The sequence below is a fragment of the Streptomyces sp. NPDC045470 genome (assembly GCF_040646595.1).
Taxonomy (GTDB): Bacteria; Actinomycetota; Actinomycetes; order Streptomycetales; family Streptomycetaceae; genus Streptomyces.
In genome coordinates, this window is the sequence record NZ_JBEZAN010000040.1 from 1 (window position 1) to 25,391 (window position 25,391).

A 25,391-nucleotide genomic window follows, 5' to 3' on the forward strand; every position below is an offset into this window, starting at 1 on the left:
CACACCTACAACGAAACGATCGCTTTCCCACAAGCCCCAGCGGAGGTCCAAGCAGCGGCGGCTTGACGCTTATCCGCGTGGGATGTCTTGTCCGCGGCCACGGCGCGTGGACGGGTGCGGGGGCGGCCAACAGGCCCGGGCACGCGCACCCCGCCCAGCACAGTCTGGAATTGAGGACAGTCCGCAGCCTGACCGGCGGTGAGCACGAACGACAGCGGCAGGCCGGCGGCGTCGACCGCGACGTGGATCTTGCTGCTCAGTCCGCCTCGGGACCGGCCGAGCCGAGCGGCTCCCGCCCTGGCCCTGCGGCGCCGGCGCAAGGCCGCCTGATCCTGGTCCGGCGGCGCGTTTGCACGGTCCGGGCCCGCACAGGCCGTCGCCGGATCACCCGCCACACTGGTGGCTGCGCCGCAAGCGGAGCCCCCTTTTCCTCGGTCAGTGCCTGCTCCAGGGCGTCCAGCGTCTCTCCGGCCACCGCCAGCCCGGCCGACTCATGGTGAGCCCGAACGACCGTGGAGTCCACACTGACCAGTTCCAGGCCGGCCTGCCCCCGAGCGGCGGCCTCGGCGATCAGCGCGTCCATCAGGCCCTGCTCCTTGATGCGCGGGGCGCCGTGGTGGCGGGTGCCGCGTCGGGCGCAGTTGCGGCGTGCCGGCCTACGTACGCTGGTGGCCACGGGCCGGTCGGTGGCGGCACTGCGGCGCCTGCCGCTGCCACCGGACTTCGGGATCTCTTTGAGCCCGACGTATTGGCCGACGACGGTGACACTCTCTGGCATCGGAACACCGATACAACAACGTGCCGACAGTTCCTGGACGGTGGCATCGTGGCCGCACTGCGCACCGCCGGAATCGACAACCTGGTGATTGATTGCGACGGGGAGCACCGGGCCACCACCCGACGTGCGGCCACGGCCTACGCCCTGGCGTACGGTTTTCCGCGGACAGCTCTGCCGGTCACGTCGGCGCCACCGGAAGAACCCGTGCTCCGCGTCACCGGGTTCGTGATCGCAAGCCCTCCGCCTGGAACTGTGCGACGTCCACCCCGAACTCGGCCCGTCCGGCAAGCTCCACGTACGGTTCGGCAAGGCGGCCAACGCTTCGGGACCACGCCCGAGATGGGTCCCGATGCTGGACGGCCTGGACCGGATCCTTGCCTGGTACCAGAGCGACATGCGCGGGCGGGTGGGTGTGGGGTGGGGGAGCCGGGTGCGTGGGGTGAGGGCACGGCAGGACTGGGCGTGTCCAGGCCGGTGCTGGTGGCGCGGTTGCTGGAGCTCGATGCTGCTGGGGCGTTGACCACGGCGCATGTGCATGCGGGTGCCCAGGTTGGCGGGGTGAATGTGCGCACGGTGTGGCGGTGGCTGGAGGCGGCGAGGACTGAGGGCCGTGTGGAACGCAGGCGCCGGGCCCCGCTGGAGTTGCCCGTCGCCAGGGAGGCGAACAGGCCCGGATAGCCGCTCCACGTCGGCACCACGCGGTTGCCGATCAGCAGGCTCACACCGCGCGGCACGACGGTAAACGTCTTGTCCACAGACAGCGTCCGGTCGCCATACGGCTTGTCCCAGCGCCGGCGCGCGGGCAGCCGGGTCTGCTCTCGGAGGGCGACGGCCACCGCCTCCAGCCCCCGGTCCTGCGCGTGCACGGCGCCAGCGTGGAAGGCCATGAGGAAGTTGTGGCCGCTGGTGTGCATAGCCACCTGAGCGAACTCGTGCGAACGGGCGTTGATCCGGGCCAGGAACTCGGCGCACACCACCGCCCGGTCCCTCGGGCCCACGTCCCGCCAGCCGGACAGCGCCGCGCGCGCGGCGCGGAACAGGGCGGCCGGGTCGGCGTGCGGGTAGGTGATGCCCAGCTCGAAGCCGTACGGGGACCGCTCGCCCCTCGGCAGGTGCCGGGCCGACCGTGCCGTCCCGGCCCGGCGTCTCCAGCGGGAAGGGCGCATCGAGCAGGTCGCGGAAGACCCGTTCACCCAGAGCCGCGGCGTCCTCGCCGTAGGCGTCGGGGTCCTCGGCGTACGAGGTCCAGTGCCCGCGGCTGCGGATCGCCCGCAGCGCGCGGTCCAGCGTGTACCGGTGCCGCCGCGTCAGGTCCTGAAGGACGGCGCGGTCACCGTTGTAGGGCGTGGAGGAGGGGCTCGGAGCGTGCATCGACGATCTCCTCAGTGTTCCGTGCGGGACGTGCGTGGGCTGAGGGAAGGAGTGGGGGAGCCGGCCGCGTATGGGGGCGGGAGGCGGCCGGGGCGGGGGAACGGTGGCGCGCCCCGGGGACGGTCTCGGATTCTGAAGCGATGTCGCATTCGGGGGTGCGGAGAGCGGAGTGGGCGGGCGCCGACAGCGGTGTCGGTGTCCGATGTGCGGTGGGTCGGTGGGGACTCCGGCGCCCGGCCCGATGGAGGATCGCCGGGCCGGGCGCCGGGTGCCGTCAGAGCAGAATCATCCGGAGCGCCGCCTCATACTCCTCGGCGGTCGGCGGATCGTCCGTCAGCAGCGCGTGCATCAGCAGGCCGTCGAAGGTTGCGGCCAGCACCCGCAGCCGTACGGGGTCGGTCGTGTACCGGCGGCCGAACTCCGTGATCGAGTCCAGCCAGTTCCGGGTGCTGACGCGCAGCTCCGGGCGGCGCGCGGCCAGCAGGAACAGTTCGTACTCGGCCAGCAGCCGGTGTGGCACCGCCACAGCGTCGGCCATGATGCGCGCCAGGTCGCGCAGACCTTCGGGGCCGCCGTCCGGACCGGCTGCCCGCAGGCGTGCCGCGTCCTGCTCCATACACGCGGTCAGCGCGACGGCCAGCAGATCGTCGATGCTCTTGAAGTGGTATGCGGCCGCGGTCGGCGGCTGCCCCGCCTCCCGGGAGACGACGCGGTGACTGACCCCCGCGATCCCCTCGCGGCCGACGACCTGCAAGGTGGCCTCGATCAGCTCCCGCTTGCGCTGGTCGCCTTTGAGGCGGCGGCCGTCGGCGGTCGGGGCGGTCGGTTCGTTCAATGTTCGTTTCCCTCCTGGGATCGTCGGCAGCCGGAGCGTTCCCGCCGTCTGCTCGAATGGACGCGCCTGCCACGCGGCCGTATCGCTGTGCGGACGGATTCCGGCGCCGAGGCGTCCCTATCGTCCGTGCGCCCGGGTGCGGTGCCGCGGCCGGGCGGAACGAGGCTTTCCCGGCTCAGGACGAGGCCTTCTGGGCGTCCAGGGCCGGCTGGGCGCCGTCCTTGTCGTCACCGGTCTCACCGGCCGCCGCGGCCTCCGCCCCGGACACCGGCGCCTCCTCGGGACGGGCCGGGCGGATGCCGTGGGCCAGCGGGCGGTACGCGACGAGCGCCAGCAGCAGCGAGGCGGCGCCCGCGACCGTGGCTACCGCGAAACCGCCCGTCGGGCCGAAGCGGTCAACCATGGAACCCGACACCGCCGCGCCGAGCGCCGTGCCCACACTCAGGCCGGTGATCGCCCACGTCATGCCCTCCGTCAGCTGCCGGGCGGGCACGATCTTCTCGACCAGACCCATGATGATGATCATGGTGGGGGCGAAGAAGATTCCGGAGAAGAACACCGCGGCGGAGAGCGTCGTCACATTGCCCACCAGCAGCAGCGGCAGCATGGTCACCGCCGTACCGGCCGCGCCGAACGTCAGCAGCCGCGGCAGCGGCGTCTTCAGCTTCCGCGCGCCGAAGACCAGCCCGGCCAGAGCGGACCCCACCGCGTAGACGGACAGCACGATGCCGGCGCTGGCCGGCGCGCCCTGTTCCTCGGCGAACGCCACGCTGACCACGTCGACGGTGCCCACGATGGTGCCACCGGCGGCCAGGATGAGCGCGAGCAGTTGCAGCGCCCCGATGCGGATGGCCGAGCCGGCCGAGGGCCCGCCGTCCTCGCCCACGTGGACGGCCGGCTCGGTGCGCTTCTGCGGTATGAAAAGCAGGACGCCGATTGCCAGCAGCGCGGACGCGATCATGGGTCCGGCTTCGGCGAACAGGGACGTGGACAGCGCCACGGACAGTGCGGGGCCGACCACGAAGGTCATCTCGTCCACCACTGACTCCAGGGAGAAGGCGGTGTGCAGCTTGGGGGAGTCGCGGTAGACGTGCGTCCACCGGGCCCGGACCATGGCGGCCATGTTCGGCAGGGTGCCCGCCAGGATCGCAAACACGAACAACGTCCAGGCCGGCGCCCTGTAATGGGCGCACAGCAGCAGCCCGGCCATCGAGATGACACTCAGACCGGCGGCGGGCAGCAGGACCTTGCTCTGCCCCTTGCGGTCCACGATGCGGGAGACCTGCGGTCCGCACAGCGCCATCGACAGGGTGAAGGCGGCGGAGACAGCCCCGGCGAGCCCGTACTCGCCGTTCATCTGGGAGAGCATCGTGATGATGCCGATGCCGGTCATGGAGACGGGCATCCTGCCCACGAAACCGGCCGCCGAGAAGGCCACGGAACCGGGCGCTTTGAACAGCGCGCCGTAGGGATTGGCCACGAGCGGAACCTCCGGAACCGCACTCGAAGGGAAAGAACGGGAGGGAACGGCCCGTCCTGAAAATTGAACACGCGCTTCAAATGAAACGATCGTTAGATTTTTAACGTAGAACATGGACCGGGGGGCGTGTCAACACACTTTGGCGCAGGGGGAGAGGGCAACTCCGCAACCACCTTGTGACGCCTCGTGAACACGTTCCGGCGCCTCATGACACGATGCGGCGCCAGATCTGCGGCGCTCCGGGACGGCGCGCGGGTCCGTGCTGCCAAGCGGCACGCCCTGCGGCCCCTGAGCCCATGGACCAGGTGAGCTCGTAGACGCCGGATACCCGTTGGACGCGCTTGATGCACAGGCCAGCACGGAAGCGTCCTCCGGTGCGCAGGTCCTCAACGAAGGCCGCCACGGCCTGGCGGAATCGACGTTGCTGTTCCGGGGTGAGGCGGTGCAGGTCATCGGTGAAGCGGAGCAGTCTCGTAGGTCGGCACGTCGGTCCTCCATGCAGCACGAAGCCCCCGGCACTGCCGGGGGCGGAGAGCTGGTGATGTGGTGCAGGCGGTGGCGTCTTCGGCCGTCGGGTGGGGGAGCGGTACGTAGATGGGCGCGGGTTGACGGTGAAGTCGTTGCTGGCGGTTTTCGGGGAAGCGAGTGTGGCTGGGGCCGCGCAGCATTTGCATGGCCCTGGTGGTGTCCCCCGGGCGGGCTCGGGGTCGCTTCAAGCGCCCGCAGTGCGGGATCGGCCGTGGAGTTCTGCTGAACTCTCCCGCCCCATAGGATCGCGCTTTTTCGCAGGTCAGACTTGATGCCCCCTGTGGGGAAGCTGAGTGTCGCGAAGGTTCACAGGCGTAACGCGTGGCGGTGCTATGTGCGCGGAGTGGCGTTCGGGGACGGCCGCCGTCTGGCCGGTCAGTCGCTGAAGGATGCCCGGAAGTTGGCCGGTCTTCCGCCCGGGAGGCGGTTGGGGCGTGGCCTGGACGTGCTCGGGCTCACCGAGGACGCGGAGGTGTCCGAGCGGCAGTTGGAGTTGCTGTTCGGGAAGGGGCGGCACCCGGATGCCGACCGGGTCGAGCGCGGTGTCCTGGACTACGGTGCCGGCCCCGCTGCGGCGCGGCTGGCCACCGGCGCTGGAGTTCCTGCGCGGGCTATGGGACCACCCGGGCACGGCACTCGTGCTCGCGGGGGCGGGCAGCGACCGGGCGCTGTGCCGGGTGCCTGCGCTGGCCTCTCGGGCGCTGACCTGGGAGCTGGTGCCGCGACTTGGCCCGCGCGAGGTGGCCACCGTGATGCTGCCTTCCACCCCCTGTGGGGGGACGTGACCGCGGACGATGTCGCGTGGCTGAACGAGCATGTGGACACGGAAACTTCCGGAGCTGAGCGAAGCCTGACCTCGCACCTGACCGCCGGCTGCAGCGGCATGCCGCCGAAGGGGGCGAGTGGTCCAGGGGCCCCGAACGCACCGCAAGACGCCCTTCCGGCATGTTGCAGGCTTCTGCGCTCCCCGTGTCGGCGCGTATCGGGACCTTGTCATTTCCGTGAAGCATTAAGCCCCAAAACCGGAATATGGGGTCAAAATGCCGATTTGTCATATGACATATGCGTGCTGGGCTGAGACTGTCCCTCCCCATCAACAGTCTCTGCCCTCCCTGGGCGGACGGGCGGCGAAACCGCCCCACTCCCTATGACTCTCCGGAGAATTCGCATGTCTTCCCCCTTCCCCACCGGCGACAGGGCCCGTCGTCTCGCTCTCACATCCGGCGTCTTCGTCCTCACCGGTGCCCTGCTCGCCGCCAGTGCAGCCACCGCAGCGGCGGGCCCCGCTGCGCAACACCCTGGCGGCACATCCGTCGCAGCCACCGCCCAGGCGCTCGGGCTCAGCGCACAGGAGGAATTGGTCGTCAAGGATGTCATCAAGGATGCCGACGGCACGGTCCACACGCGCTATGAGCGCACCTACGCCGGACTTCCGGTCGTCGGCGGCGACCTCGTCGTCCACCGCGCCGGCGACGGCACCATCAAAGACGTCACCAAGGCCGTCAGGACCCCCATCAAAATCGCCTCGCTCGACCCGAAGCTCACCCCGAATGCCGCCACGTCCGCTGCGATCAAGACGGCCAAGGCTGCGAAGACCGCGGGAGCGGCCACCAGCGACGCCCCCCGCAAGGTCATCTGGGCCGCCGGCGGCAAGCCTGTCCTCGCCTATGAGAGCGTCGTCACCGGCACCCAGCAGGACGGGGGCACGCCGAGCAAACTGCGTGTCATCACCGACGCCGAAACCGGCAGGAAGCTGTACGAGAACCAGCTGATCAACGACATAGCCGAGGGCGTCACCACCAACGGCGGCTCCCAGGCGGCCGCACCGGACGGCTCACAGGTCGCCGCCGTCGGCTCCGGCGCCAGCCAGTACAGCGGCACCGTCGGCCTGAACACCACCAAGTCGCCCACGGGTTACTCCCTCATTGACAGCGTGCGCGGTGGTTCCAGAGTCGTCGACCTCAAGCACCGTACGAAGGGCAAGGGCACCGTCTTCACCGACGCGGACAACAAGTGGGGCACCGGCAGCCCCACCGACAACCAGACCGCCGCCGTGGACGCCGCCTACGGCGCCGCCCAGACCTGGGACTTCTACAAGAACGTCTTGCACCGCAACGGCATCAGGAACGACGGCCGGGCCCCCGTCTCCCGCGTCCACTACGGCGACGCCTATCAAAACGCTGCCTGGGACGACGACGCCTTCACCATGAGCTACGGCGACGGTGCGAACAACCAGCACCCGTGGACCCAGCTCGACGTGGTCGGGCACGAGTTCAGCCACGGCGTCACCTCCGCCACCGCGGGCCTGCAGTACTCCGGCGAATCCGGCGGCCTGAACGAGGCCACCTCGGACATCTTCGGCACCGCGGTGGAGTGGTACGCGAACAACCCACAGGACAAGGGCGACTACCTGCTCGGCGAGAAGGTCTTCGGCGACGGTAAGCCCATGCGCTACCAGGACAAGCCGAGCAGGGACGGCCGCGGTTCGGTCGACTACTGGAGGCCCGGCATCGGTGATCTCGACGTCCACCACTCATCCGGTGTCGGCAACCACTTCTTCTACCTGCTGTCCGAGGGAAGCGGCGCGAAGGACATCAACGGTGTGCACTACGACAGCCCGACCGCGGACGGCTCCACGGTCACGGGCATCGGCCGCGACAAAGCAGTGCAGATCTGGTACAGGGCGCTGACCACCTACTTCACCTCCACCACCGACTACCACGACGCCCGCCAGGGCACCTTGAAGGCGGCCGCCGACCTCTACGGCGCGAACAGTGCCGAAGTCAAAGCCGTGGACGCTGCCTGGGCCGCTGTGAACGTCAAGGCCTGACCCGTGAACGCCGCGGTGCCGAACCGGTGCGGCACCGCGGCGACACCCGGGCTGCTCCCAGCCCCTTGAGCTACGGTCCGACCCCGCAGAATGCGAACAGACGGCTACGCCCCTGTCTCTCGTCGAGGGGGCGAGATGCCGGCCAGCGCTCCCGTCGGCCCTCGCGGGCCGGCCGACGAGAGACGCACCACGGACCGAGAAGCGGGGTTGGCGGCGCGGCCGGCCCGCCGGCCCGTACGTTCCGTCGCCTTCACATCACCCGCGGCGCAGGACTACGGTCTTGAGCGCCGCCAGGAGGCTCGGACCACGGAGGCCCGCAGCAAGCCAGGGCTACGACGGCGCTCCCGCCGCTCCGGCGCCCGGGAGCGATAGCGCAAGCACCGCCGCGGTGATCAGATCACTCATGCGGAACACATCATTGCGGCGCTTCTCCGCTCTCCGCGCAGCCCGCTCACCCTCTGCCTTCGCCCGAGCCGCAGCTCGTTCGCGTTCGGACTCGGCGCTGGCGCTCTCTTGCTCGGCGCGACACCGCTGATTGCCCAACTGCGCTGATCACGCGAGGCCGCGCCCCAGCATCGCTGTCAGGGCGCGGCCCGAGTGGTGCCACACCCCTATGGCGGTGAGGGCCAGAGGGGCGCCGCGTGCCGAGGCGTGTGGGCGTCTTATGGCGTGTATACGGCGTCACTGCCGTACAGCTCCCTGGTGAACGCGGAGACATCGGCGCTGCGGTCGGTGCCGTCGAGGTTGTAGGTGAGATATACGCCGTATCCGTCGCGGACGGTGCGGCGGGCGAGGCTGGCGGCTGTGCGCTGCGAGGTGCGGCCGATTTGGACGGCCGCCGGGGAAAGCTTCGTCTTCGGCAGTGCGATGCCGGGGACCTGCCAGGTTCCGTAGTACGGGTTCCAGGCGTAGTCGAACTTGGAGGAGATGTCGACGCCGCCGTGGGAGAGCCGGGAGGCGGACGGGCCGATGTTGTAGAGGCTGATGATCTTGTTCGGCATGTTGGCGCGCAGTGCCGTCACCAGGTGCACGAACGAGCTGCTGTTGGGCCGGCTGGTGCCGTTGGTGCCGTACTTGGCGTACTCGTCGTCGAAGTCGATGCCGTCCAGGCCGTACTTGGCCACGGCGTCCGACAGCTGTTTCGCGAACGCCATGGCCGCCGGCTGTGACGGGAAGTTGGCGAAGCCCGCGCCCTGGTGGTTGCCGAGCACCGAGAGGATGACCTTGATGCCCTTGCGCTGCAGTGGCCGCACCTCGGTGGCAACGTTGTCAAGGACGCGCTGCACGTTCTCGTTGAAGTGCAGATACGCCGTCTTCGTGTCCGTGTTGTAGTTGATGTTCGCTGCGAAGATTACGGCGACGTCGAAGGCGTTGCCGCCGCCGTTGGCGAGGGTGTACTTGCCTACGTTGAGCATGCTGTGGTCGTTCACCTCGACGTAGGCCACCGAGGCCGGCCCTTGCTTCTTGGGAGCGGGGGCAGGGGTCGCTGCCGCGCCGGTCGGGGCGGCAGCGCCGAAGGTGAGGGCCGCGATGGCCGAGAGCGCGAGCGCGGCCGTCCGCACTCTGCGCCACATCAGATGCAGCATGGGTGATCGGTCTCCCGTCGTAGGGGCCGGCGCCCGACCTGTTCGACAGCGCCGGGTGAGCCCTGCGAGTTCTACACCCACGTTCGCATGTTCCGGAAGAGGCCCGCAGCCGTGTGAACGTCAGTGAGGCCCTCCACGGAGCGAAAACTTCGTACCGGGTTGTCAGGACCCACGTGGCTTCGAGGGCGGGCGGGGCGTCGACAGCTATGCGAGTGCGCCAGGCGTTGAGGTGCAGCCCGGTCATTGCACGGTAACGCCGCACAGTAAGAGAAGTAGGCGTCTTTGAAGCTTCGGGCCCCGGTGCGGTAACCTGCACTTACCAGCCTCGGTAAGTGCAGGTTACCAAGGAGGTAGTGTCATGTATCCGGCCCCTCAGCAGGCCCTTGAAGCGGTCGGCCGGGCCCGCAACACCGAACTGGCGGTCCGCATCGGCAACAAGGCCCGCGCCGCGATCGCCCACGAACGCACCGCCCTGGCGGCCCTGGCCGCGGCCGACGCCGGCGCGTCTTACCGCGCCATCGGCGCGAAGCTGGGCATCTCCCATGTCGCCGTCGGCGCCCTGGTCGCCAAGGCCCGGGCGCTCCCGCCTCTCGCCGAAGGGCGCGCCGGCCGCAGCCCGATGCACATCGCCATGCGCCACGCCGTCGGCGAGATCGACCGGGACACCCTCGTCGAGGCGCTGGCCACCTGGCCCTACGCCCCGCCAGGCGCACTCACTGTGGGATTGCCCGACCACGGAGCCGCGCTGCCGGCACCGGGCGCCTTCGACGAAGTGCACGACGCACTGCTCCACGGCTACCTCGACGAAGACGTGTACGACGCGATCCTGCGCCGCCGCGCTGAGCAGCAGTAACACCTAGACGGAGTTCCCTGACGCACCCGGAGAAGGTGTCCGCCCACCGCCGCGCCCGAGGCGGCTGCGGCCGCCATGGAGGGGCTGGTTGCCCGAGACCTTGATGACGGCAGGGTCGTGGCGGTGATCGCGTGACGACAGAACTGAGTGGCATCAACCTCGCCCGCCAAAGCCCGGCCCCCAGCGGAGCGACGGACAAGGCTCAGCTCCGCATGCGCCAGGACCCACCGATCCCGCTCTTCCTCGGCCGCGGCGCGCCTGGAGTGCGGGGGAGCTGAGGCGAACCCGCGTGTTAAGACGTTGTCCTACGTGGTGAGCTGGGCAGGTTTCCCGTATGGCGAGCAACCGTTGGGGGTGGATCGTCCCGGACGGGTTATGGGAGATCACCCGGCCTCTGCTGCCGCCGCCAAGTCGGCGACCTCAGGGCGGCGGAACTGCGAACATCGACGATGAGGCGGTGTTCGCCGCGATCGTGTACGTGCTGGTGTCCGGGTGCGCCTGGCGGGCCCTGCCGCCGTGCTTCGGCATCTCGAAGTCCATCGCCCACCGTCGTTTCCTGATCTGGTCCAGGGCCGGGGTGTGGGGCCGCCTGCATCAGCGGGTCCTCGACCGGCTCGCCGGCCGCGGCCTTCTCGATCTGGCCCGTCTGGTGCTGGACACCGCCCACGTGCGGGCGAAAAGGGGGGCGAACTTACAGGTCCGAGCCCCGTGGACCGGGGCAGGCCCGGTTCCAAGATGCACATCCTGTCCGATGCGGCGGGACTGCCCCTCGTGGTCGGCCTCTCGGGCGGCAACACCGCCGACAGCGACGGCCTCAAGCCGATGATCGGCGGTTACCAAACGAAACACGACCCCGAACGCGGGCGGAACTACCCGGTGGGCAAGGTGCATGCCGACAAGGCATACGACCGGCCGCACCTGCGGCGATGGCTGCGCGGACGGCGCATCGCGGTCCGTATCGCCCGCATCGGCGTCGAACCCAGCGACCGCCTGGGCCGTCACCGGTGGGTAATTGAACGAACGTTGTGCGCCACGAGGCGCTCTGCTTGTATCCCCGGTTCAGCCGGGAGGAACTCGGAAGGAGGTTTCTGGGCCGGATGACTTACCTGGATCCGAAAGGTGAAGGGGACGACAGCATGTCAGGAAACCAGTGACCGGGTCGAGTTGTAGGGACGGTGTGCTGGGCGGCCCGCGCGATATGGCGAAGACTGGATTGTCTGAAGCCCAATCTCCAGAAGATGCAAGTTCCCATCCGCCGGAAAGACAACTGAAACCGGCGTCGCACTCTGCACGGGGTTTCATTGTTGCCCGGTGCAACTCCGGGGTGCGGAGAGATGTTCAGCGAGGACATTCAAGGAGATGAGTGGGACGCCTACGTCGCGCTAGAACGTACAGACAGAGACGAACGTGGGATCGCCTACGGGATGCGAGTCCTATGGCGACGGAGGCCCAGTAGTAGTCGCCGGAGTCACGACCGGTCAGGGAGGACGGGAAAGCCGTCCACAGGGCGAAGGGGGCCAGGTGATTCGGACACCCGAGACTCGGGAGGTATGCGGAATGCAGAGCGCCAAAACGGTGCTGGGTGTCCTGCGTGAACGCGGCAGGCGTGGTCTGCCGTGTGATGAACTGTATCGGCAGCTGTTCAACCCGCAGTTGTATCTGCTGGCCTACGGCCGCATCTACGCCAACCATGGTGCGATGACGCCCGGGGTCACGTCGGAAACCGTGGACGGCATGTCGCAGCGGAAGATCGACCGGATCATAGAGGCGATTCGTCACGAGCGTTACCGCTTCCGTCCGGTCCGGCGCGTCCATATCCCGAAGAAGAACGGAAAGATGCGTCCGCTGGGGCTGCCGACCTGGTCGGACAAGCTCGTGGGTGAAGTGGTCCGCCTGTTATTGGAGACGTATTACGAGCCGACGTTCTCCGACCGCTCTCATGGGTTCCGTCCCCGCCATGGCTGCCACACCGCTTTGCGGGAGGTGGACCACACCTGGACCGGGACATCCTGGTTCATCGAAGGGGACATCGCCGACTGCTGCGGCAGCCTGGACCACCAGGTCCTACTGTCGATCCTCGGCGAGAAGATCCATGACCAGCGGTTCCTGCGGCTGGTGCACAACATGCTGACAGCCGGATACCTTGAGGACTGGAGATGGGGCGCCACGCTCTCCGGAGCGCCGCAAGGCGGAGTGGCCTCCCCGATCCTGTCCAACATCTACCTGCACAAGCTGGACGAGTTCGTCGAGACAGTTCTGATTCCGGAGTACACCCGAGGGAAGCGCCGGGCCCGCAACCCGGCCTATCTGGAGTTGCAGAATCTGCTGGCGAAAGCCCGCCGGCGCGGCGACCGGGTCCAAGCCCGTGCACTGCGTCAGCAGATGGTCAGCCTGCCGAGCTCGGATCCCAACGATCCGGCATACCGAAGGCTGCGCTACATACGCTACGCCGATCTATGCCGAGTTCGGCATAGGTCCGCTTATGCCGTGCGCCGGGTTATGCCGACTGTGGGGGCGACAGCGTGGCGGACCTGGGGCCTGGTTCCGAAAGCTTCAGCATAACCGGCGGCCTTCGCTCGAGGTGGCCCATATCCCTGTCTGTACAGGCGAGTTGCCTGCAGACAGGAGAAGATCATGGATGCGATCGGAGGGCGGCGCCGGGGTCCGGTGCCGTTGATGGTGACGGGACCGCTGGCGTCGTACGAGTCGCTGGTGTGTGCGGAGTTGGCGTCCCGGGGGTACGCGGCGGCGTCGGTGAAGGACGCCGTACGAATGATGCGGCGCCTGAGCCTGTGGATGGATCGGCGTGAACTCGCCGCAGCCGGGCTGACACCGGCGAGGGTGGAAGAGTTCCTGCTCTTCCGGCGGGCGGTGTGCTCCTCGGAGCCGGTGGCCCGGCGATCTCTGGGAGCGGTGATCAGGGTGCTGCGGCAGGCCGGCGCGGTTCCGGGTGCGGCTGAGGTGGGCGGCGACGCGGTGCAGGAGATGCTGGCGGACTACGCCGCCTACCTGCGCGGCGAGCGGGGCTTGGCTGCCGAGTCGGTCCGCTGCTACTGCGGACAGGCCCGCAAGTTTCTTGCCGCGCTGCCGGCGCCGCTGGACGACTCGCTGGCCCGGTTGGATGCCGCGCAGGTGACTGTGTTCATGGTGCGGCATACCGCGGACGCCGACAGTGTGTGGTCGGCGAAAGCCCTGGTGACCGCGGTCCGATCACTGCTGCGCTACCTGCACGTGGACGGCCGGATCCCGGTGGCGCTGACCGGGGCAGTGCCCTCGGTGGCGGGCTGGCGGCTCGCTTCCCTGCCCCGCGGACTGGAACCGTCCCAGGTGTCCGCGCTGCTGGCCGCATCGGATCCGGACTCTTCGGCGGGACTGCGGGACAGGGCCGTGCTGACGGTGCTCGCTCGTCTCGGACTGCGCGGCGCGGAAGTCGCCGCGCTCCAGCTGAGCGACATCGACTGGCACGCGGGAGAGATCGCCGTGCGGGGCAAGGGCTCCCGCGTCGAGCGGCTGCCGCTGACCGCCGAGGTCGGCGAGGCGCTCTCGGACTATCTGATGAGCGGCCGTCCCCGGTGTTCGGCCACGGCCGTGTTCCTCACCGCCAGGGCCCCCTATCAGGCACTCACCGGACACTGCATCCGAGCGATCATGGGACGGGCCTGCGAGAGGGCCGGACTGCCACGACTGGGAGCCCACCGGCTCCGCCACACGCTGGCCACCACGATCCTGCGGGCCGGGGCACCACTGCCCGAGGTCGGCCAAGTACTGCGCCACCGCAGTCAGTTGAGCACCACCATCTACGCGAAAGTCGACCACGAAGCCCTGCGGACCCTGGCCCAGTCGTGGCCACAAGGCGGTGCACGATGACCACGATCCGACAGCACGCGCAGGAGTACCTGGCCATGCGCCGACGGCTGGGGTTCAAGCTGACCACCTTCGGCGAGAAGCTGATGAGCTTCATCGGCTACCTGGAGGACACGGGCGACACCGTCCTGACCACCCGGGCCGCGCTCGCCTGGGCAACCAGTACGTCTCGCAGCACCGATGAAGTGCACTGGAGCCGACGGCTGATGGTCGTGCGGATCTTCGCCCGGCACCTCAAGACTCTGGAGCCGGCCACTGAGATCCCGCCCGATGACGCACTGCCGCACCACTACCGGCGCATCACCCCGCACCTGTTCACCCCCGACGAGCTGGACCGCCTGCTCGCGGCGACGAGCACCCTCAATCCGGCCTTCCGGGCCCGGACCTGGCACACCTTCCTCGGCCTGCTGGCCGTGAGCGGCCTGCGCACGTCCGAAGCCTGCGGCCTGGACCGCACCGACGTCGACCTCGCTGGTGGTGTTCTCACCGTGAGGGAGACGAAGTTCGGCAAGTCAAGGCAGGTCCCGGTGCATGCCACTACCGTCACGGCCCTGCGGAGGTATGCCCGCGAGCGCGATCTCCAGCGGCCCGCCCCGAGCACAGCGGCCTTCCTGGTCTCCACCCGCGGCACCCGTCTGGACTCCCACAACCTCCCGCGCGCCTTCGTCCAGCTACTGGCAGCGGCGGGCATCACTGCAGGCCAGAGGCGCCGCAGGCCCCGCTTGCACGACCTGAGGCACACGTTCGCGACCACGACCTTGCTTCAGTGGTACCAGGGCGGCGAAGACGTGCAGGCCAAGCTCCCGCTGCTGACCACCTACCTCGGTCACGCCGACCCGAAGTCCACCTACTGGTATCTCTCCGGCTCGCCGGAACTACTGTCCCTGGCCGCGGCCCGCCTGGAGCACAGCTTCGGAGGCCGGCCATGAGCGACCTCGCGCCCCTGCTACAGGGCTTCTTCACCGACAAACTGATGCTCCAACTCCAGGCCAGCCCGCACACCGTCGCCGCCTACCGGGACACCTTCACCCTCCTGCTCGGCTTCGCAGAGCAGCGCACCGGCCACCGGCCGACCCGCTTGAGCATCACCGACCTGGACGCACCGACGATCGGAGCGTTCCTCCAGCACCTCGAAACCATCCGCGGCAACACCGCGGCGACCCGCAACGCCCGTCTCGCCGCGATCCGTTCGTTCTTCCGCTACGCGGCCCTGCGGGCCCCCGAACACGCAGCGGTGATCCAGCGGGTGCTGGCGATCCCGCCGAAACGCTTCGACCGGGCCATCGTCAACTACCTCACCACCACCGAGACCGACGCCCTGATCGCCGCACCGGACCGCACCACCTGGACCGGCCGACGCGATCACGCCCTGCTCCTGACCGGGGTCCACACCGGACTGCGCGTCAGCGAGCTGACCCGCCTCACCCTCCAGGACGTCCATCTGGGCACCGGCCCCCACCTGCGCTGCCATGGCAAGGGCCGCAAGGACCGGTGCACCCCACTGACCAGCGACACCGTCAAAGTGCTCAAGATCTGGCTGAAGGAACGAGGCGGCGAGCAAGACGATCCGCTGTTCCCGATCCGTCGTGGCACCCCGCTCAGCCGGGACGCCGTCGAGCACCTCGTCGCCAAGCACGCACGGGCCGCCGCAGCAACCTGTCCGTCCCTGGCCAGCAAGCACGTCACCCCACACACCCTGCGGCACAGTGCCGCAATGGCACTCCTGCACGCAGGAGTCGACATCTCCGTGATCGCGCTCTGGCTCGGCCACGAATCAACCGAAACAACACAAATTTACCTGCACGCCGACATGAGCATCAAGGAACGCGCCCTCGCGCGGACCGCCCCCTCCGGCAGCACACCGGGACGCTACACCGCCCCGGACACCCTGCTGGCATTCCTCCAGACTCTCTGAGCAGGAGGACACGGGTTATGCCGATCGCTTCAAGGCGGGCACGGAGCCCATCACGCTCCCGACTACCGCAGTCGGCATAACCCGGCGCACGGCATAAGCGGATGATCACCTCCTCGGTTTCACCGGACCGAAAGCCGAGGCCGAGCAGATCAAACAACGCCTGGCCCAGTTCCTGCGTGACGAACTCAAGCTCGAACTGTCCCAGGACAAGACGCTGATCACTCACGCCCGCACCCGGGCAGCGAGGTTCCTCGGCTACGAGATCACGACCCAGCACAACGACACGAAGAAAACTGGCCGTTACCGTCGGGTCAACGGCCAGATAGCACTCCGTGTCCCACAGGACGTGATCAAGGCCAAGTGCGCCCCCTATCTCGCCCGCGGAAAACCCGCGAAACAGACGGCCCTGACCAACAGCAGCGATCATGCGATCGTCGCGACCTTCGGAGCCGTCTACCGGGGCGTCATCCAGTACTACCTGCTCGCCGGAGACGTCTTCCGACTGCACCGGCTGCAATGAGTCATGGAGACTTCTATGCTCAAGACTCTTGCGGCCAAGCACCGCTCGTCAGTGTCGAAGATGGCCGCCAAGCACAAGGCCAGAATCGACACCCCCAACGGGCCCCGAGTCTGCTTCGAGGCCCGAATCGAGCGGGAGAACAGGAAACCACTGGTGGCCCGGTTCGGTGGGATTCCCCTCCAACGGCAGCGGGCGGCGGAACTCGCCGACCGTGAGCCTGTCCGGGTGGACTACCCGCAGAAGGAACTCATCGCGAGACTCCTGGCGGATACCTGCGAGATCTGCGGAAGCAAGGGCAACGTGCAAGTGCACCACGTCCGCGCTCTCGCCGACCTCGCACATGCCGGATGGCAGCCATCCGACTGGGCGCGCGTCATGCTTCACCGGCGCCGCAAAACCGTCGTGGCCTGCGACATCTGCCACGACCGCATCCACTCGGAACGGCCAGCCAGGCCACTCACGCAGTAGTCACTGGAGAGCCGGATGACCGGGAAACCGTCATGTCCGGTTCGGCGGGAGGCCGCGCGGAACAGGACTCGCCTCACGGCGAGCACCTCGCCGCGCGGCCGACCCAACGGCCTGGCTGTCCGGCTACCGACGGCTCAACCCGCGATACGAGCGCCACCACGACAACTACCTGGCCTTCCTCGGCCTCGCCGCCGCCCTGTGCTGCTACAAGCGACTCGTCCGCCTCACCACGTAGGACACCCTCTAAGTGGCGGTGTCATCGCTTGATGTCGACAACGCGGTGCTGGTCGTTGGGGAGCTGCCCCGTCCGTCGGTCAGGCCGAGGCGGCCTTTTTGCCCCTGGTGTTTCCGCCACGACCACGCAGGGTCACACCGGATTCGCTGAGCAGCCGGTGCACGAACCCGTAGGAGCGGCCGGTCTCTTCGGCCAGCGCCCGGATGCTCGCTCCGGAGACGTACTTCTTCTTCAGGTCCGCCGCGAGCTTCTCGCGCGCGGCGCCGGTCACCCAGCTGCTCTTCTTCAGAGTCTCGACCACCTGTGCCTCCTGGAAAGGGTGCTCTGTACTGTCATGATTTCCCCTCCCGGCCTCCCTGGTCACCCATTCAGCGCGGTCCGTAGGGCATCGTTTGCCGTCATGACGCTGCATTGGACTGCGGAATTGGAGAGTTCGCTCGAATCCCCGCGCTCCAGCTCGCACATTCCGAGCGAGCAGGCAGACCGAAAGGGGCCGGTTTATCGGCCCGCCTGTCCGGGCCGTACGCAGGCGGGGCTTTGGTCAACGAAGGATGCTGCGAGGTCGGGGCAGCAGCTGGGTAGGCTGTTGCCCCGACGGTGTCGTGGCGACCGGAGATTCAGTCCTGGAAGGGGTCCTTGAGCCTTTCCTTGGCTTCCCGGAGATATGTGGAGGCAGGTCAGGCCCTCACCTGCACATGGCCGCCGCAGACTCGACCTGTCTGGGTCACGTTCGTCACCCAGGAACGAGGTGGGTCAATCCCGCCTGATGCTTCGAGACGTCCTGCACCGCAGGTGATCCGGACTGGTTACCCGCGGGATCAGCCAGCCGAGGTCCTCAAGACGGGTTAGCGGGCGATGAGCATCAGCGACGTTCGCCATCCCTATGGCTTGGACTTCCAGTCCGGGTGCCCGGGCATGGGCGGAGTCTTGGCGTCGTACAGCCAGCTCTTGATATACGGTGCGAGGTCGCGGCCTGAGACCTTGTTGGCGACGTCGATGTAATCTTGGGTCGACGCCGCCTTGTTGCGGTACCGGTCGAAAAAGCTCTGCTCGATGCGGCGGAACGTCCAGTCACCGACCTGGTTGCGCAGGCCGTGGAGCATCAGCGCGCCCGGAGCGTTTGTATTGAACATCACTGCGGAGGGGGACGTGAGTTTGCCGGCCGGGCCGCTCTCTTGGCGCTCCTTCGCATCGTGCTCGTACAGCGTCCGCATGTCTTCCTCGATCTTCGAAAAGCCCCGAGCTGCCTCGTAACGCTTCTGGTAGTAGTGCGCGTGGCCCTCGCTGATCCACATGTCGTCCCAGCTCCGCACGGACACCGCGTCACCGAAGTACTGATGGACCAGTTCATGAGCCATGACCGGCTCCACCTGCCCGGCCGGCCGATTCAGTCCCAACGAGCTGAAGGTGGACAGTGTGGCGGTCTCCAGGGCCACGCCATTATAGGGGCTCTTGACCGCCAGCATCCCGTACGCTTCGAAGGGAAAAGGGCGTCCGATCTCCTTCTCCAGCCACGCCACCTGGGCGGGCGTCTTGCCCACAACCGGCTTGAGCTGCGCGTACTGGTCGGCCGGAACATAGCTGTGGATCGGCAGACCGTGCGGCCCGCGCTGCTTCACCTCCCGGTACTTTCCGACGGCCACCTGCACGACATGGGTCGGGATCGGATGGCGCGTGCGGAAGGTGTAGGTGGTGCGGTCTCCGGCCGTACGGCGCGATATCAGGGATCCGTTGGCCGCCGCCTGCAGGTTCTTGGGCGTCGAGATGCGGAAGGTGAACCGGGCCTTGTCGCTGGGGTGGTCGTTGCCTGGGAAGAACAGATGCGCGCGATCTGGCTGGCCCATCAAGGCAAAGCCGTCCTCGGTGGGAACCCAGTGCTTCATCGGATACCTGACACCGGACGGCCAGGAGGGGTTGGGCAGGTTCTTGCTGCGGTCGGCGCGGTAGTCGGTGCGCACGGAGAACGTCTGGCCTTTGCGAACGGGACTCTTCGGCGTAATGGTGAGCTTTTCGTTCGACGTATGGAAGTCGGCCCGAGCTCCCTGGACGGACACGGACTTGACCTCCTGCCCGGCCGAGTCCAGGCTGAACCGGCTCAAATCCTGTCGCGCGGTCGCCCGCATCGTCACGGTCGCGTCCATCTTCGGGGTACTGGGCCGATAGTCGAACTTCACGTCGTACGACCCGGCGTCGTACCCGCCGTTGCCGAGTTTCGGAAACAGCCGGTCGCCGGCGCTCTCCGCTCCCACTCGGCCGGCGGGTTCACCGGCCTTGCTCGAGGGGGCCACGACGGCGGCCACAATCGTTCCCGCGACGGCTGCTGCGGAAACCGTGAAAAGCGCCTTTTTACGAGGTCTGCTAAACATGTTCACGTCCTTGTTCTCGTCTCTTGCCGCGCCCCCTTGCATCGCAGTCCCATCTCGGGGGCGCCGTATCAGAGGTGTATCCGACATTACGAACTCAGGCCGCCCGTGTGATCAGCACACAGGCTGAATCGGCGTCATACGACAGAGGTATGTGCCGCCCCCGCCTCCGACGACAGGTGGTGTGCCGAGATGCTGGTGGACACGGTAACGCGCGGGGGGGGCAGCTCTTGAGGACGGCCTGGATTTCGAGGTCGATCATGATTCTGTGCCCGACGGCCGCGATGCCGCGCGCGAGCATATTCTGCCAGGTGATTGTGAAGTCGTCGCGGTGCAGCTCGGTGGTAGCGCGGCAAGCCGCGCGGGTCTCGCCCCCCAGCCCCTGGGCCACTCCGAGGTACTCGGTGTCGAGCGTGACCGTCCGCGTCACACCGTGCAGAGTCAGCCCACCGGATATCGCCCAGCGGTTGCCGTTCTTGTGTACGAAGCGGTCGCTGTAGAACTCCATCGTCGAAAACCGCGCTACGTCCAAGAAGTCACTTGAGCGCAAATGGTCGTCGCGCATCTTGACTGCGGTGTCGATGGAGTGCGCGTCGATCACGACGTGCATGGAGCAGTCTCCCACTTGCTCACCCATCCAGATCGCGCCCATGAAGCTGTTGAATCTGCCGTGGACATGGGCGAGTCCGATGTGGCGCGCGGTGAAAGCGACCGACGAGTGGCAGGTGTCGATATCCCAGTGGCCGGGCTCTGGCAGAGCCAAGGGCTGGGCGACCTTGAGCACGAGGTCGCCGAGCGAGGCGTGCACGTTCTCTTCGACCGTGGCGCTCACCCGGCACGGACTGAACCCCTCCGCCAACGCCATGAGGCGGTAGTCTCCGGCTGGCACGGTCGTCATGAACGACCCGAACGGATCCGTTCCCCCGCTGACCACCTTGAGCCCCGTGGCGTCACGGACAGTGAGCTTTGCATTCCGCACGGGCTCATTGATCGGGTCGAGCACCCTGCAGCTAAGTACCCCCGCACTCTCTGGAATCGAGAAAGTCGTCAAGGGCCCTTTCTTTCCCGCCCATTTATTCGAGTTTCCTTGCCGGTGGCCGAACATGCGCAACCCTCGCATCGCTTAATCCCACCTGTACGTTATAAAAGAAGGGTGTTCGATCACCGTTGCTTCTTTCCGTGCGGTATGAACCCGCGTCGCGGAAAAACTGGCGCTACGGTGTACCTCTTCTTCGTTACTGCTAACTACGGGCCGATTGGCGCAGTGCCGATCGACGTGCCGCCACCGCCCACCTCCCGGCTGAAAAGGCTGGGACTTGCGCGAGTGACACCATTCCGACCGATTGCATGAAGCGCCTCGCCGCCAGTAAACGAGATAACTTCCTCTCAATCCGTAGCGGATGACATTTCGCCGTTATGTGGCCATCGAAAGGATCGGCTCTTGCGTTGCCCACCTGATGTCTGATGAAGAACCAGATCAGGCTGCCGTGCCGGTCCTATCCGCAGCATCCTGTCTCACTACAAGACGCCCCGTTCCATTGATCGGGCCGACGCTGTCCGCCTGGCGGGCCGAGCGCCGCAGATCCGCCAAGCGTCGGCCCTGCGCGACATCTAGGAGGCGATGAGCGGGCCTTGGCGTCTCCGCCGGCACACTGGGGGATCGTGATGCTTAGGGCCGGGGCGATGTTGGAGGTGCCGGTAACCTTCTCGATCACGGCTGCGGTCCGCTCGGCCGGAGAGGGGGCGTCACTGGCGAAGGCGGCGGGGGCGGCCACCTGGGTGGGTGCGGCCGCGCTGTGGTGGCGCCGATGGTGCTGGCTATGCGCTGGCGGTGCATGACCCCCCCCGTAGGCAGATGTGCAAGTCCCGGCGCCAAGAAGGGCATATGCCAGGGACGAGGAGGTTTGGCCTTGTCATATGCGATGGGCGCGCGAAAGGTTGAATAGCCCCAGTACTTGCCCGGATCTTTCTCGCCGCAAGCCATCGGATTTGTCGGAGCATGGCTGACCCTGGCGCCTCGCTTAAGACACGGTCTGCAGGGGGCGACGAAGACCTCATCGTTGTTCTTTCCTTCGCGTGGGCAGGTTTGCGCGTCGTCTTTCGGCTTGGCGTACAAGGGTGCTGTGCAGGTCGTGCGCAGCTGTGCGTGTCGTGTGTGCGTGGCGTTGTTGCAGCATGACGCGGAATTCGGTGTTGTCGTCGGCGAGAGGGCGGCAGGTGATGGTGCCGCTTCGCTCCAGTGGGTCGCCGTGCACGCTGTAGTCAGGTAGGACGGCGGCGCCGAGCCCTTCTGCGACCATGAGTTTGCCCATTTCGGCGCCTTCGGCCGAGTAAGAGAAGGGCGGTGTGCTGCCGCTGAGGAGGCAGTCGGGGTGCCCGAAGTCGGCGCCGAGCAGCGCCTGGGCGGACAGGGCACGGACGTCGAGTTCCACGACGCGGTGGCCCTCAGCAGTGAGCCTGGTGTCCAGGTGTCGCAGCAAGCGGGCGGTACGGGAGGTGGCGGAGGGGCTTCCGGAGACGGACAGGACGGTGGGCATGGCGGTCACCTCGGGTCGAAGGGGCGGGCGGGTCGGTCAGGCCACGGCCTGGGGCCGCGCCTGCTCGTCGGACGCTTGTGCTTCCAGCTCGCGTACGAGCGGCAGGACGTGCTTGCCGAAGTACTCGACCTCCTCCTGGTAGTGCAGGAAGCCGAGCAGGAAGAGGTCCACTCCGAGCCGCTTGTAGGCGACAATGCGTTCGGCGATCTGTTCCGGGGTGCCGATCAGCCCCGTGCGGAATCCGTCGTTGTACTGGACGAGGTCTTCGAACGACGAGTCCTGCCACATGCCCTTGCCGTCCGCCGTGGACCGGCCCGCCTGGGTGACGGCGGACGCGAAGCCGTGCACGGCCTCGGTGTCCGCGTGGGTGACGATCTCCCGCAGCACCTCGCGGGCCTCCGCCTCGGTGTCCCGGGCGATCAGGAAGCCGTTGAGCCCGAAGCGGGGCGCGGGCCGCCCGGCGGCGGCCGCCGAGGCGCGGACGTCGGTGAGCTGTTCGGTGACGCCGGCGAAGTCCTTGCCGTTGCTGAAGTACCAGTCGGAGACGCGTCCGGCCATGGCGCGGGCCGCGGTGGAGTTGCCGCCCTGGAAGATCTCCGGGTGCGGGCGCTGCGGCGTGTTCAGCGGTTTGGGCTTCAGCGAGAAGTCGCGGATGCGGTAGAAGTCGCCAGCCAACCGCGCATGGTCCTCGGTCCAGATGCTACGCAGCGCGGTGATGAACTCCTCGGCCCGCCGGTAGCGTTCATCGTGCTCCAGCCAGGGCTCACCGAGTGCCGTGAATTCGCCCTTGAACCAGCCGCTGACCACGTTGACCGCGAACCGGCCCCCGGACAGCTGGTCCGCAGTGGCTCCGAACTTGGCCAGAACACCGGGGTTCCAAAGGCCGGGGAGCACGGCGGCGATGACCTTCAGCCGCTCGGTGGCAAGCAGCAGCGCGAGGCTGAAGGAGGTGGATTCGTGCTGGTACTCGGCTCCGTAACTGGCCATGTGCCGGACCTGGGTGAGCGCGTAGTCAAAACCGTTGTTCTCGGCCAGGACAGCGAGTTCACGGTTGTAGTCGTAGCCCCAGTCGGTGCGCTGCTCGACGGTGCTGGTGACCAGGCCGCCACTGACTTTGGGCACCCAGTAGGCGAAGCGCAGCGGATCAGAAGGGGTATGGACGGGCATGAGGTACTCCCAGTGGGTCTGTGAGAGCGGAGCCAGCGCCCTATGGGCACACACCCCCTTCCACGGAAAGAGCAAGCGACTACGGCACCGGTCCACGTATGTGCCGAACGCCTCCGTGATCGGAGATTCGGCGCACGAAAGCAGTGGACGGGCCAAGCCCTGAGGCAACCCTTCCGAAGGTGAGGCAGAGGGATTGCGGCAGGCGATGGGGGGAGCCAGGAAAGGAGAATCCAGGTTGCTCGGGAGAAGCAGGGCCAGTGCTTTCGCTACCGGCCGGCGCGCCGACACAGAGCACTGGAGACGCGTACGAGGTCCACATGACGCCTTTGAGTGAGCCGTTCGGGCTTCTTCATCAACACGTCACCTCCTCACAACGATTGGACAGCTCGGGCACCTCTGGTCGGCCGTTGCCCGCTACGTCTAGGACGAGCTTACCGAGGTTGCCTCCCAGGTCGGCAACTTGTCCGCGAGACGGCGATAGGGTTCACCTTCCACCGCGTGGGAGCCGGAAATGCACCGGGTCCTGTCCGAAGGCTTCACGAGGATGCGAGGGTGTCGCCACCACCACAGGTCAGGCCCGGGCAGCCTTTGGAGCTGCTCGAGTGTCTGGCCGTCATCGTCGACGGTGGTGGCTCCGTAGTGGTCGTCCAGAGTTTTGATCCGCGGGGCCCAGAGTTGGACGATGTACTTGTCCAGCAAAAGCCACGCATCATGCAAACCGTTTCGGCAGTAGAGGTCGTTGGTGTACTCGTAGATGTCGTTGCCGTAACCACGCTCGATGGCACTCACCAGAGCGGCCCACGCAAGCACTCTTTCAACAACCGTGAATGCCGTCCGCCAGCCGCGCTGGTGCAACGGCTCTCCCACCCCAGTATCCGTAGCCGCGGGCGGGGGGATCTCATGCGCAACCCGCCCGGACTTTCGAGATGTGTCCCACCAGAGGCTGCTGGCCCTGGAGCGTGATCAAAGTGAGACGATCTCGCCATGGCTGGTGTGATCACTGAGCGTTTTCAGTGGTGCCTCTCCAGGGTGAGGACGGCTTTGGCGATGACGCTCATGCGGTTGGGGCTGCAGCGGGCTCGGCGGAAGATGCGCCAGGACTTCAGTCTCGCAACGCTTCGTTCGACCGGGGCTCGTGCCGCTGACAGGGCACGGTATATCGTCCGCTCGGTCGCGGTGAGGTCCTGGTGCGGACGGCGTCTGATCGGCGTGGTCACCCATGAGCCGGCCCCGATGTAGGCGCGGTCGGCGAGGACGGGTACGCCTTGGCGTTCGCAGATCCGGATGATGCGGTGGGCGCGGGCCGCGGTCAGGTCGTGGGTGCGGCCGGGCAGTGCGGGCGAGATCCACAGCAGCTTGCCCGCAGGATCTGCCACGACCTGCACATTCAACCCGTGGCGGCGGTGCTTGTGGGAGAAGTCGGCCCGGCTGTCACCGACCCGGTCGCATTCGGCGAGCGTTCCGTCTAGAGGGTGTCTGAGAAGCCCCGTTCAGGGCAGGACCCGTGCTGTGCGGTGCAGTAGGAGCATGATCGTGGCCAGGTAGATCGCGTTCTCCTGGCTGGCGGCGAGGTACTCGTAGTCTTTGGAGAGCCTGCGATAGCGGCCCAGCCAGGCGAAACTACGCTCTGCTACCCAGCGGCGCGGGACCACCGCGAAGAGCGGTACCTCGCGAGGTGGGGCGTCGGCCCTGGCCCAGGTGCCGCGGAAGCCGCCGTCTTTGCGTTGCACGATCTGGAGGGTGATCCCGGTCTCTTCGCGCACCCAGGCCAGGAAGTCCCGGCCCCGGCAGCCCTGGTCCGCCCACAGGTGCCGCAAGCGGGGGAACTTGCCGGCGCACCGGGCCAACAGCACCGCGGCACCATCGCGGTCGCTGACGTTGGCCGGGCTGACGCAGACGGCCAGGACCAGACCGAGCGTGTCGACCAGGAGGTGGCGTTTGATGCCCGGCACCTTCTTGGCTCCGTCATACCCATGCCGGCCACCCCGCTCGGTGGCCCGGACGCTCTGGCTGTCCAATACCCCGGCACTCGGGGTGGGTTCACGCCCCTGACCAGTACGT

General features: G+C 67.5%; 17 protein-coding genes and 8 pseudogenes. 10 read left to right on the top strand and 15 right to left on the bottom strand.

Annotated features, from left to right (window positions below; translation table 11 throughout):
• Positions 1-5: 5 nt before the first annotated feature.
• The 5 genes and pseudogenes from AB0A97_RS41000 to AB0A97_RS41020 form a co-directional block, all read right to left on the bottom strand.
• Positions 6-281 (bottom strand): annotated as a pseudogene (locus AB0A97_RS41000) (transposase); the annotation flags it as partial.
• Positions 257-886, bottom strand: a complete 630-nt coding sequence (locus AB0A97_RS41005; protein ID WP_361161038.1) for a hypothetical protein — start codon at positions 884-886, stop codon at positions 257-259. The pseudogene AB0A97_RS41000 and the gene AB0A97_RS41005, both read right to left, overlap by 25 nt.
• A gap of 530 nt (positions 887-1,416) precedes the next feature.
• Positions 1,417-2,149, bottom strand: a pseudogene (locus tag AB0A97_RS41010) (phenylacetic acid degradation protein PaaN); the annotation flags it as partial.
• A 274-nt stretch (positions 2,150-2,423) separates the two neighbouring features.
• Positions 2,424-2,984: a TetR family transcriptional regulator gene (locus AB0A97_RS41015; protein ID WP_361161041.1), complete on the bottom strand. Its 561-nt coding sequence runs from the start codon at positions 2,982-2,984 to the stop codon at positions 2,424-2,426.
• Between the two features lie 175 nt (positions 2,985-3,159).
• Complete coding sequence (locus AB0A97_RS41020) at positions 3,160-4,464, bottom strand: MFS transporter (RefSeq protein WP_031012986.1); 1,305 nt, start codon at positions 4,462-4,464, stop codon at positions 3,160-3,162.
• A gap of 1,049 nt (positions 4,465-5,513) precedes the next feature.
• Between AB0A97_RS41020 and AB0A97_RS41025 the strand changes: the two genes are divergently transcribed.
• Together AB0A97_RS41025 and AB0A97_RS41030 are read left to right on the top strand one after the other, a co-directional pair.
• Entirely contained in the window at positions 5,514-5,777 is a 264-nt protein-coding gene (locus tag AB0A97_RS41025; RefSeq protein WP_031012987.1) for a hypothetical protein, read from the top strand.
• A gap of 383 nt (positions 5,778-6,160) precedes the next feature.
• Positions 6,161-7,822, top strand: a complete 1,662-nt coding sequence (locus AB0A97_RS41030) for a M4 family metallopeptidase (RefSeq protein WP_031012988.1) — start codon at positions 6,161-6,163, stop codon at positions 7,820-7,822.
• A 662-nt stretch (positions 7,823-8,484) separates the two neighbouring features.
• On the opposite strand, the gene AB0A97_RS41035 is transcribed toward AB0A97_RS41030, so the two are convergent.
• Positions 8,485-9,408, bottom strand: a complete 924-nt coding sequence (locus AB0A97_RS41035) for an endo-beta-N-acetylglucosaminidase H (protein WP_361161045.1) — start codon at positions 9,406-9,408, stop codon at positions 8,485-8,487.
• 358 nt (positions 9,409-9,766) lie between these two features.
• Between AB0A97_RS41035 and AB0A97_RS41040 the strand changes: the two genes are divergently transcribed.
• The 8 genes and pseudogenes from AB0A97_RS41040 to AB0A97_RS41075 form a co-directional block, all read left to right on the top strand.
• On the top strand, positions 9,767-10,261 hold the full coding sequence (locus tag AB0A97_RS41040) for a hypothetical protein (protein WP_361161048.1): 495 nt from the start codon (positions 9,767-9,769) through the stop codon (positions 10,259-10,261).
• A 334-nt stretch (positions 10,262-10,595) separates the two neighbouring features.
• Positions 10,596-11,287: pseudogene (locus AB0A97_RS41045) on the top strand (IS5 family transposase); the annotation flags it as partial.
• Between the two features lie 531 nt (positions 11,288-11,818).
• Positions 11,819-12,715: pseudogene (locus AB0A97_RS41050) on the top strand (reverse transcriptase/maturase family protein); the annotation flags it as partial.
• A 180-nt stretch (positions 12,716-12,895) separates the two neighbouring features.
• Complete coding sequence (locus AB0A97_RS41055; protein ID WP_361161051.1) at positions 12,896-14,128, top strand: site-specific integrase; 1,233 nt, start codon at positions 12,896-12,898, stop codon at positions 14,126-14,128.
• Positions 14,125-15,054: a tyrosine-type recombinase/integrase gene (locus tag AB0A97_RS41060; protein WP_361161054.1), complete on the top strand. Its 930-nt coding sequence runs from the start codon at positions 14,125-14,127 to the stop codon at positions 15,052-15,054. The genes AB0A97_RS41055 and AB0A97_RS41060 overlap by 4 nt, the downstream gene beginning before the upstream one ends.
• Positions 15,051-16,040 (top strand): tyrosine-type recombinase/integrase, encoded by a 990-nt coding sequence (locus AB0A97_RS41065; protein WP_361161059.1) that lies wholly within the window; start codon positions 15,051-15,053, stop codon positions 16,038-16,040. Before AB0A97_RS41060 ends, AB0A97_RS41065 begins: the two co-directional genes overlap by 4 nt.
• A 97-nt stretch (positions 16,041-16,137) precedes the next feature.
• Positions 16,138-17,028, top strand: a pseudogene (locus AB0A97_RS41070) (group II intron reverse transcriptase/maturase); the annotation flags it as partial.
• Positions 17,029-17,137: 109 nt separating this feature from the next.
• Positions 17,138-17,263: pseudogene (locus AB0A97_RS41075) on the top strand (IS5/IS1182 family transposase); the annotation flags it as partial.
• A gap of 79 nt (positions 17,264-17,342) precedes the next feature.
• Here AB0A97_RS41075 and AB0A97_RS41080 read toward each other — a convergent pair.
• The 9 genes and pseudogenes from AB0A97_RS41080 to AB0A97_RS41120 form a co-directional block, all read right to left on the bottom strand.
• Entirely contained in the window at positions 17,343-17,564 is a 222-nt protein-coding gene (locus AB0A97_RS41080; RefSeq protein WP_361161062.1) for a helix-turn-helix domain-containing protein, read from the bottom strand.
• A gap of 580 nt (positions 17,565-18,144) precedes the next feature.
• Positions 18,145-19,629: a M1 family aminopeptidase gene (locus AB0A97_RS41085; RefSeq protein WP_361161065.1), complete on the bottom strand. Its 1,485-nt coding sequence runs from the start codon at positions 19,627-19,629 to the stop codon at positions 18,145-18,147.
• 94 nt (positions 19,630-19,723) lie between these two features.
• Positions 19,724-20,677 (bottom strand): YceI family protein, encoded by a 954-nt coding sequence (locus AB0A97_RS41090; protein ID WP_361161068.1) that lies wholly within the window; start codon positions 20,675-20,677, stop codon positions 19,724-19,726.
• Between the two features lie 1,318 nt (positions 20,678-21,995).
• A pseudogene (locus tag AB0A97_RS41095) lies at positions 21,996-22,163 on the bottom strand (FMN reductase (NADPH)); the annotation flags it as partial.
• A gap of 36 nt (positions 22,164-22,199) precedes the next feature.
• Positions 22,200-23,330, bottom strand: coding sequence for a dimethylsulfone monooxygenase SfnG (gene sfnG, locus AB0A97_RS41100; RefSeq protein ID WP_361161071.1), 1,131 nt, complete (start codon positions 23,328-23,330; stop codon positions 22,200-22,202).
• A 266-nt stretch (positions 23,331-23,596) separates the two neighbouring features.
• Positions 23,597-23,683, bottom strand: a complete 87-nt coding sequence (locus AB0A97_RS41105) for a putative leader peptide (RefSeq protein WP_361161080.1) — start codon at positions 23,681-23,683, stop codon at positions 23,597-23,599.
• Between the two features lie 67 nt (positions 23,684-23,750).
• Positions 23,751-24,197, bottom strand: coding sequence for a hypothetical protein (locus AB0A97_RS41110; RefSeq protein WP_361161074.1), 447 nt, complete (start codon positions 24,195-24,197; stop codon positions 23,751-23,753).
• Between the two features lie 143 nt (positions 24,198-24,340).
• Positions 24,341-24,799: pseudogene (locus AB0A97_RS41115) on the bottom strand (transposase family protein); the annotation flags it as partial.
• A 21-nt stretch (positions 24,800-24,820) separates the two neighbouring features.
• Positions 24,821-25,391: IS5 family transposase (locus tag AB0A97_RS41120; protein WP_361161077.1), on the bottom strand; the 571-nt coding region annotated here is incomplete at its 5' end.

Bases quoted from the DNA above. Each gene is read 5' to 3' on its own strand.
- AB0A97_RS41025 (WP_031012987.1), top strand. From the start codon at position 5,514: ATGCCGACCGGGTCGAGCGCGGTGTCCTGGACTACGGTGCCGGCCCCG.
- AB0A97_RS41030 (WP_031012988.1), top strand. From the start codon at position 6,161: ATGTCTTCCCCCTTCCCCACCGGCGACAGGGCCCGTCGTCTCGCTCTC.
- AB0A97_RS41035 (WP_361161045.1), bottom strand. From the start codon at position 9,408: ATGCTGCATCTGATGTGGCGCAGAGTGCGGACGGCCGCGCTCGCGCTC.
- AB0A97_RS41040 (WP_361161048.1), top strand. From the start codon at position 9,767: ATGTATCCGGCCCCTCAGCAGGCCCTTGAAGCGGTCGGCCGGGCCCGC.
- AB0A97_RS41055 (WP_361161051.1), top strand. From the start codon at position 12,896: ATGGATGCGATCGGAGGGCGGCGCCGGGGTCCGGTGCCGTTGATGGTG.
- AB0A97_RS41060 (WP_361161054.1), top strand. From the start codon at position 14,125: ATGACCACGATCCGACAGCACGCGCAGGAGTACCTGGCCATGCGCCGA.
- AB0A97_RS41065 (WP_361161059.1), top strand. From the start codon at position 15,051: ATGAGCGACCTCGCGCCCCTGCTACAGGGCTTCTTCACCGACAAACTG.
- AB0A97_RS41085 (WP_361161065.1), bottom strand. From the start codon at position 19,629: ATGTTTAGCAGACCTCGTAAAAAGGCGCTTTTCACGGTTTCCGCAGCA.
- sfnG (WP_361161071.1), bottom strand. From the start codon at position 23,330: ATGCCCGTCCATACCCCTTCTGATCCGCTGCGCTTCGCCTACTGGGTG.
- AB0A97_RS41105 (WP_361161080.1), bottom strand. From the start codon at position 23,683: ATGAAGAAGCCCGAACGGCTCACTCAAAGGCGTCATGTGGACCTCGTA.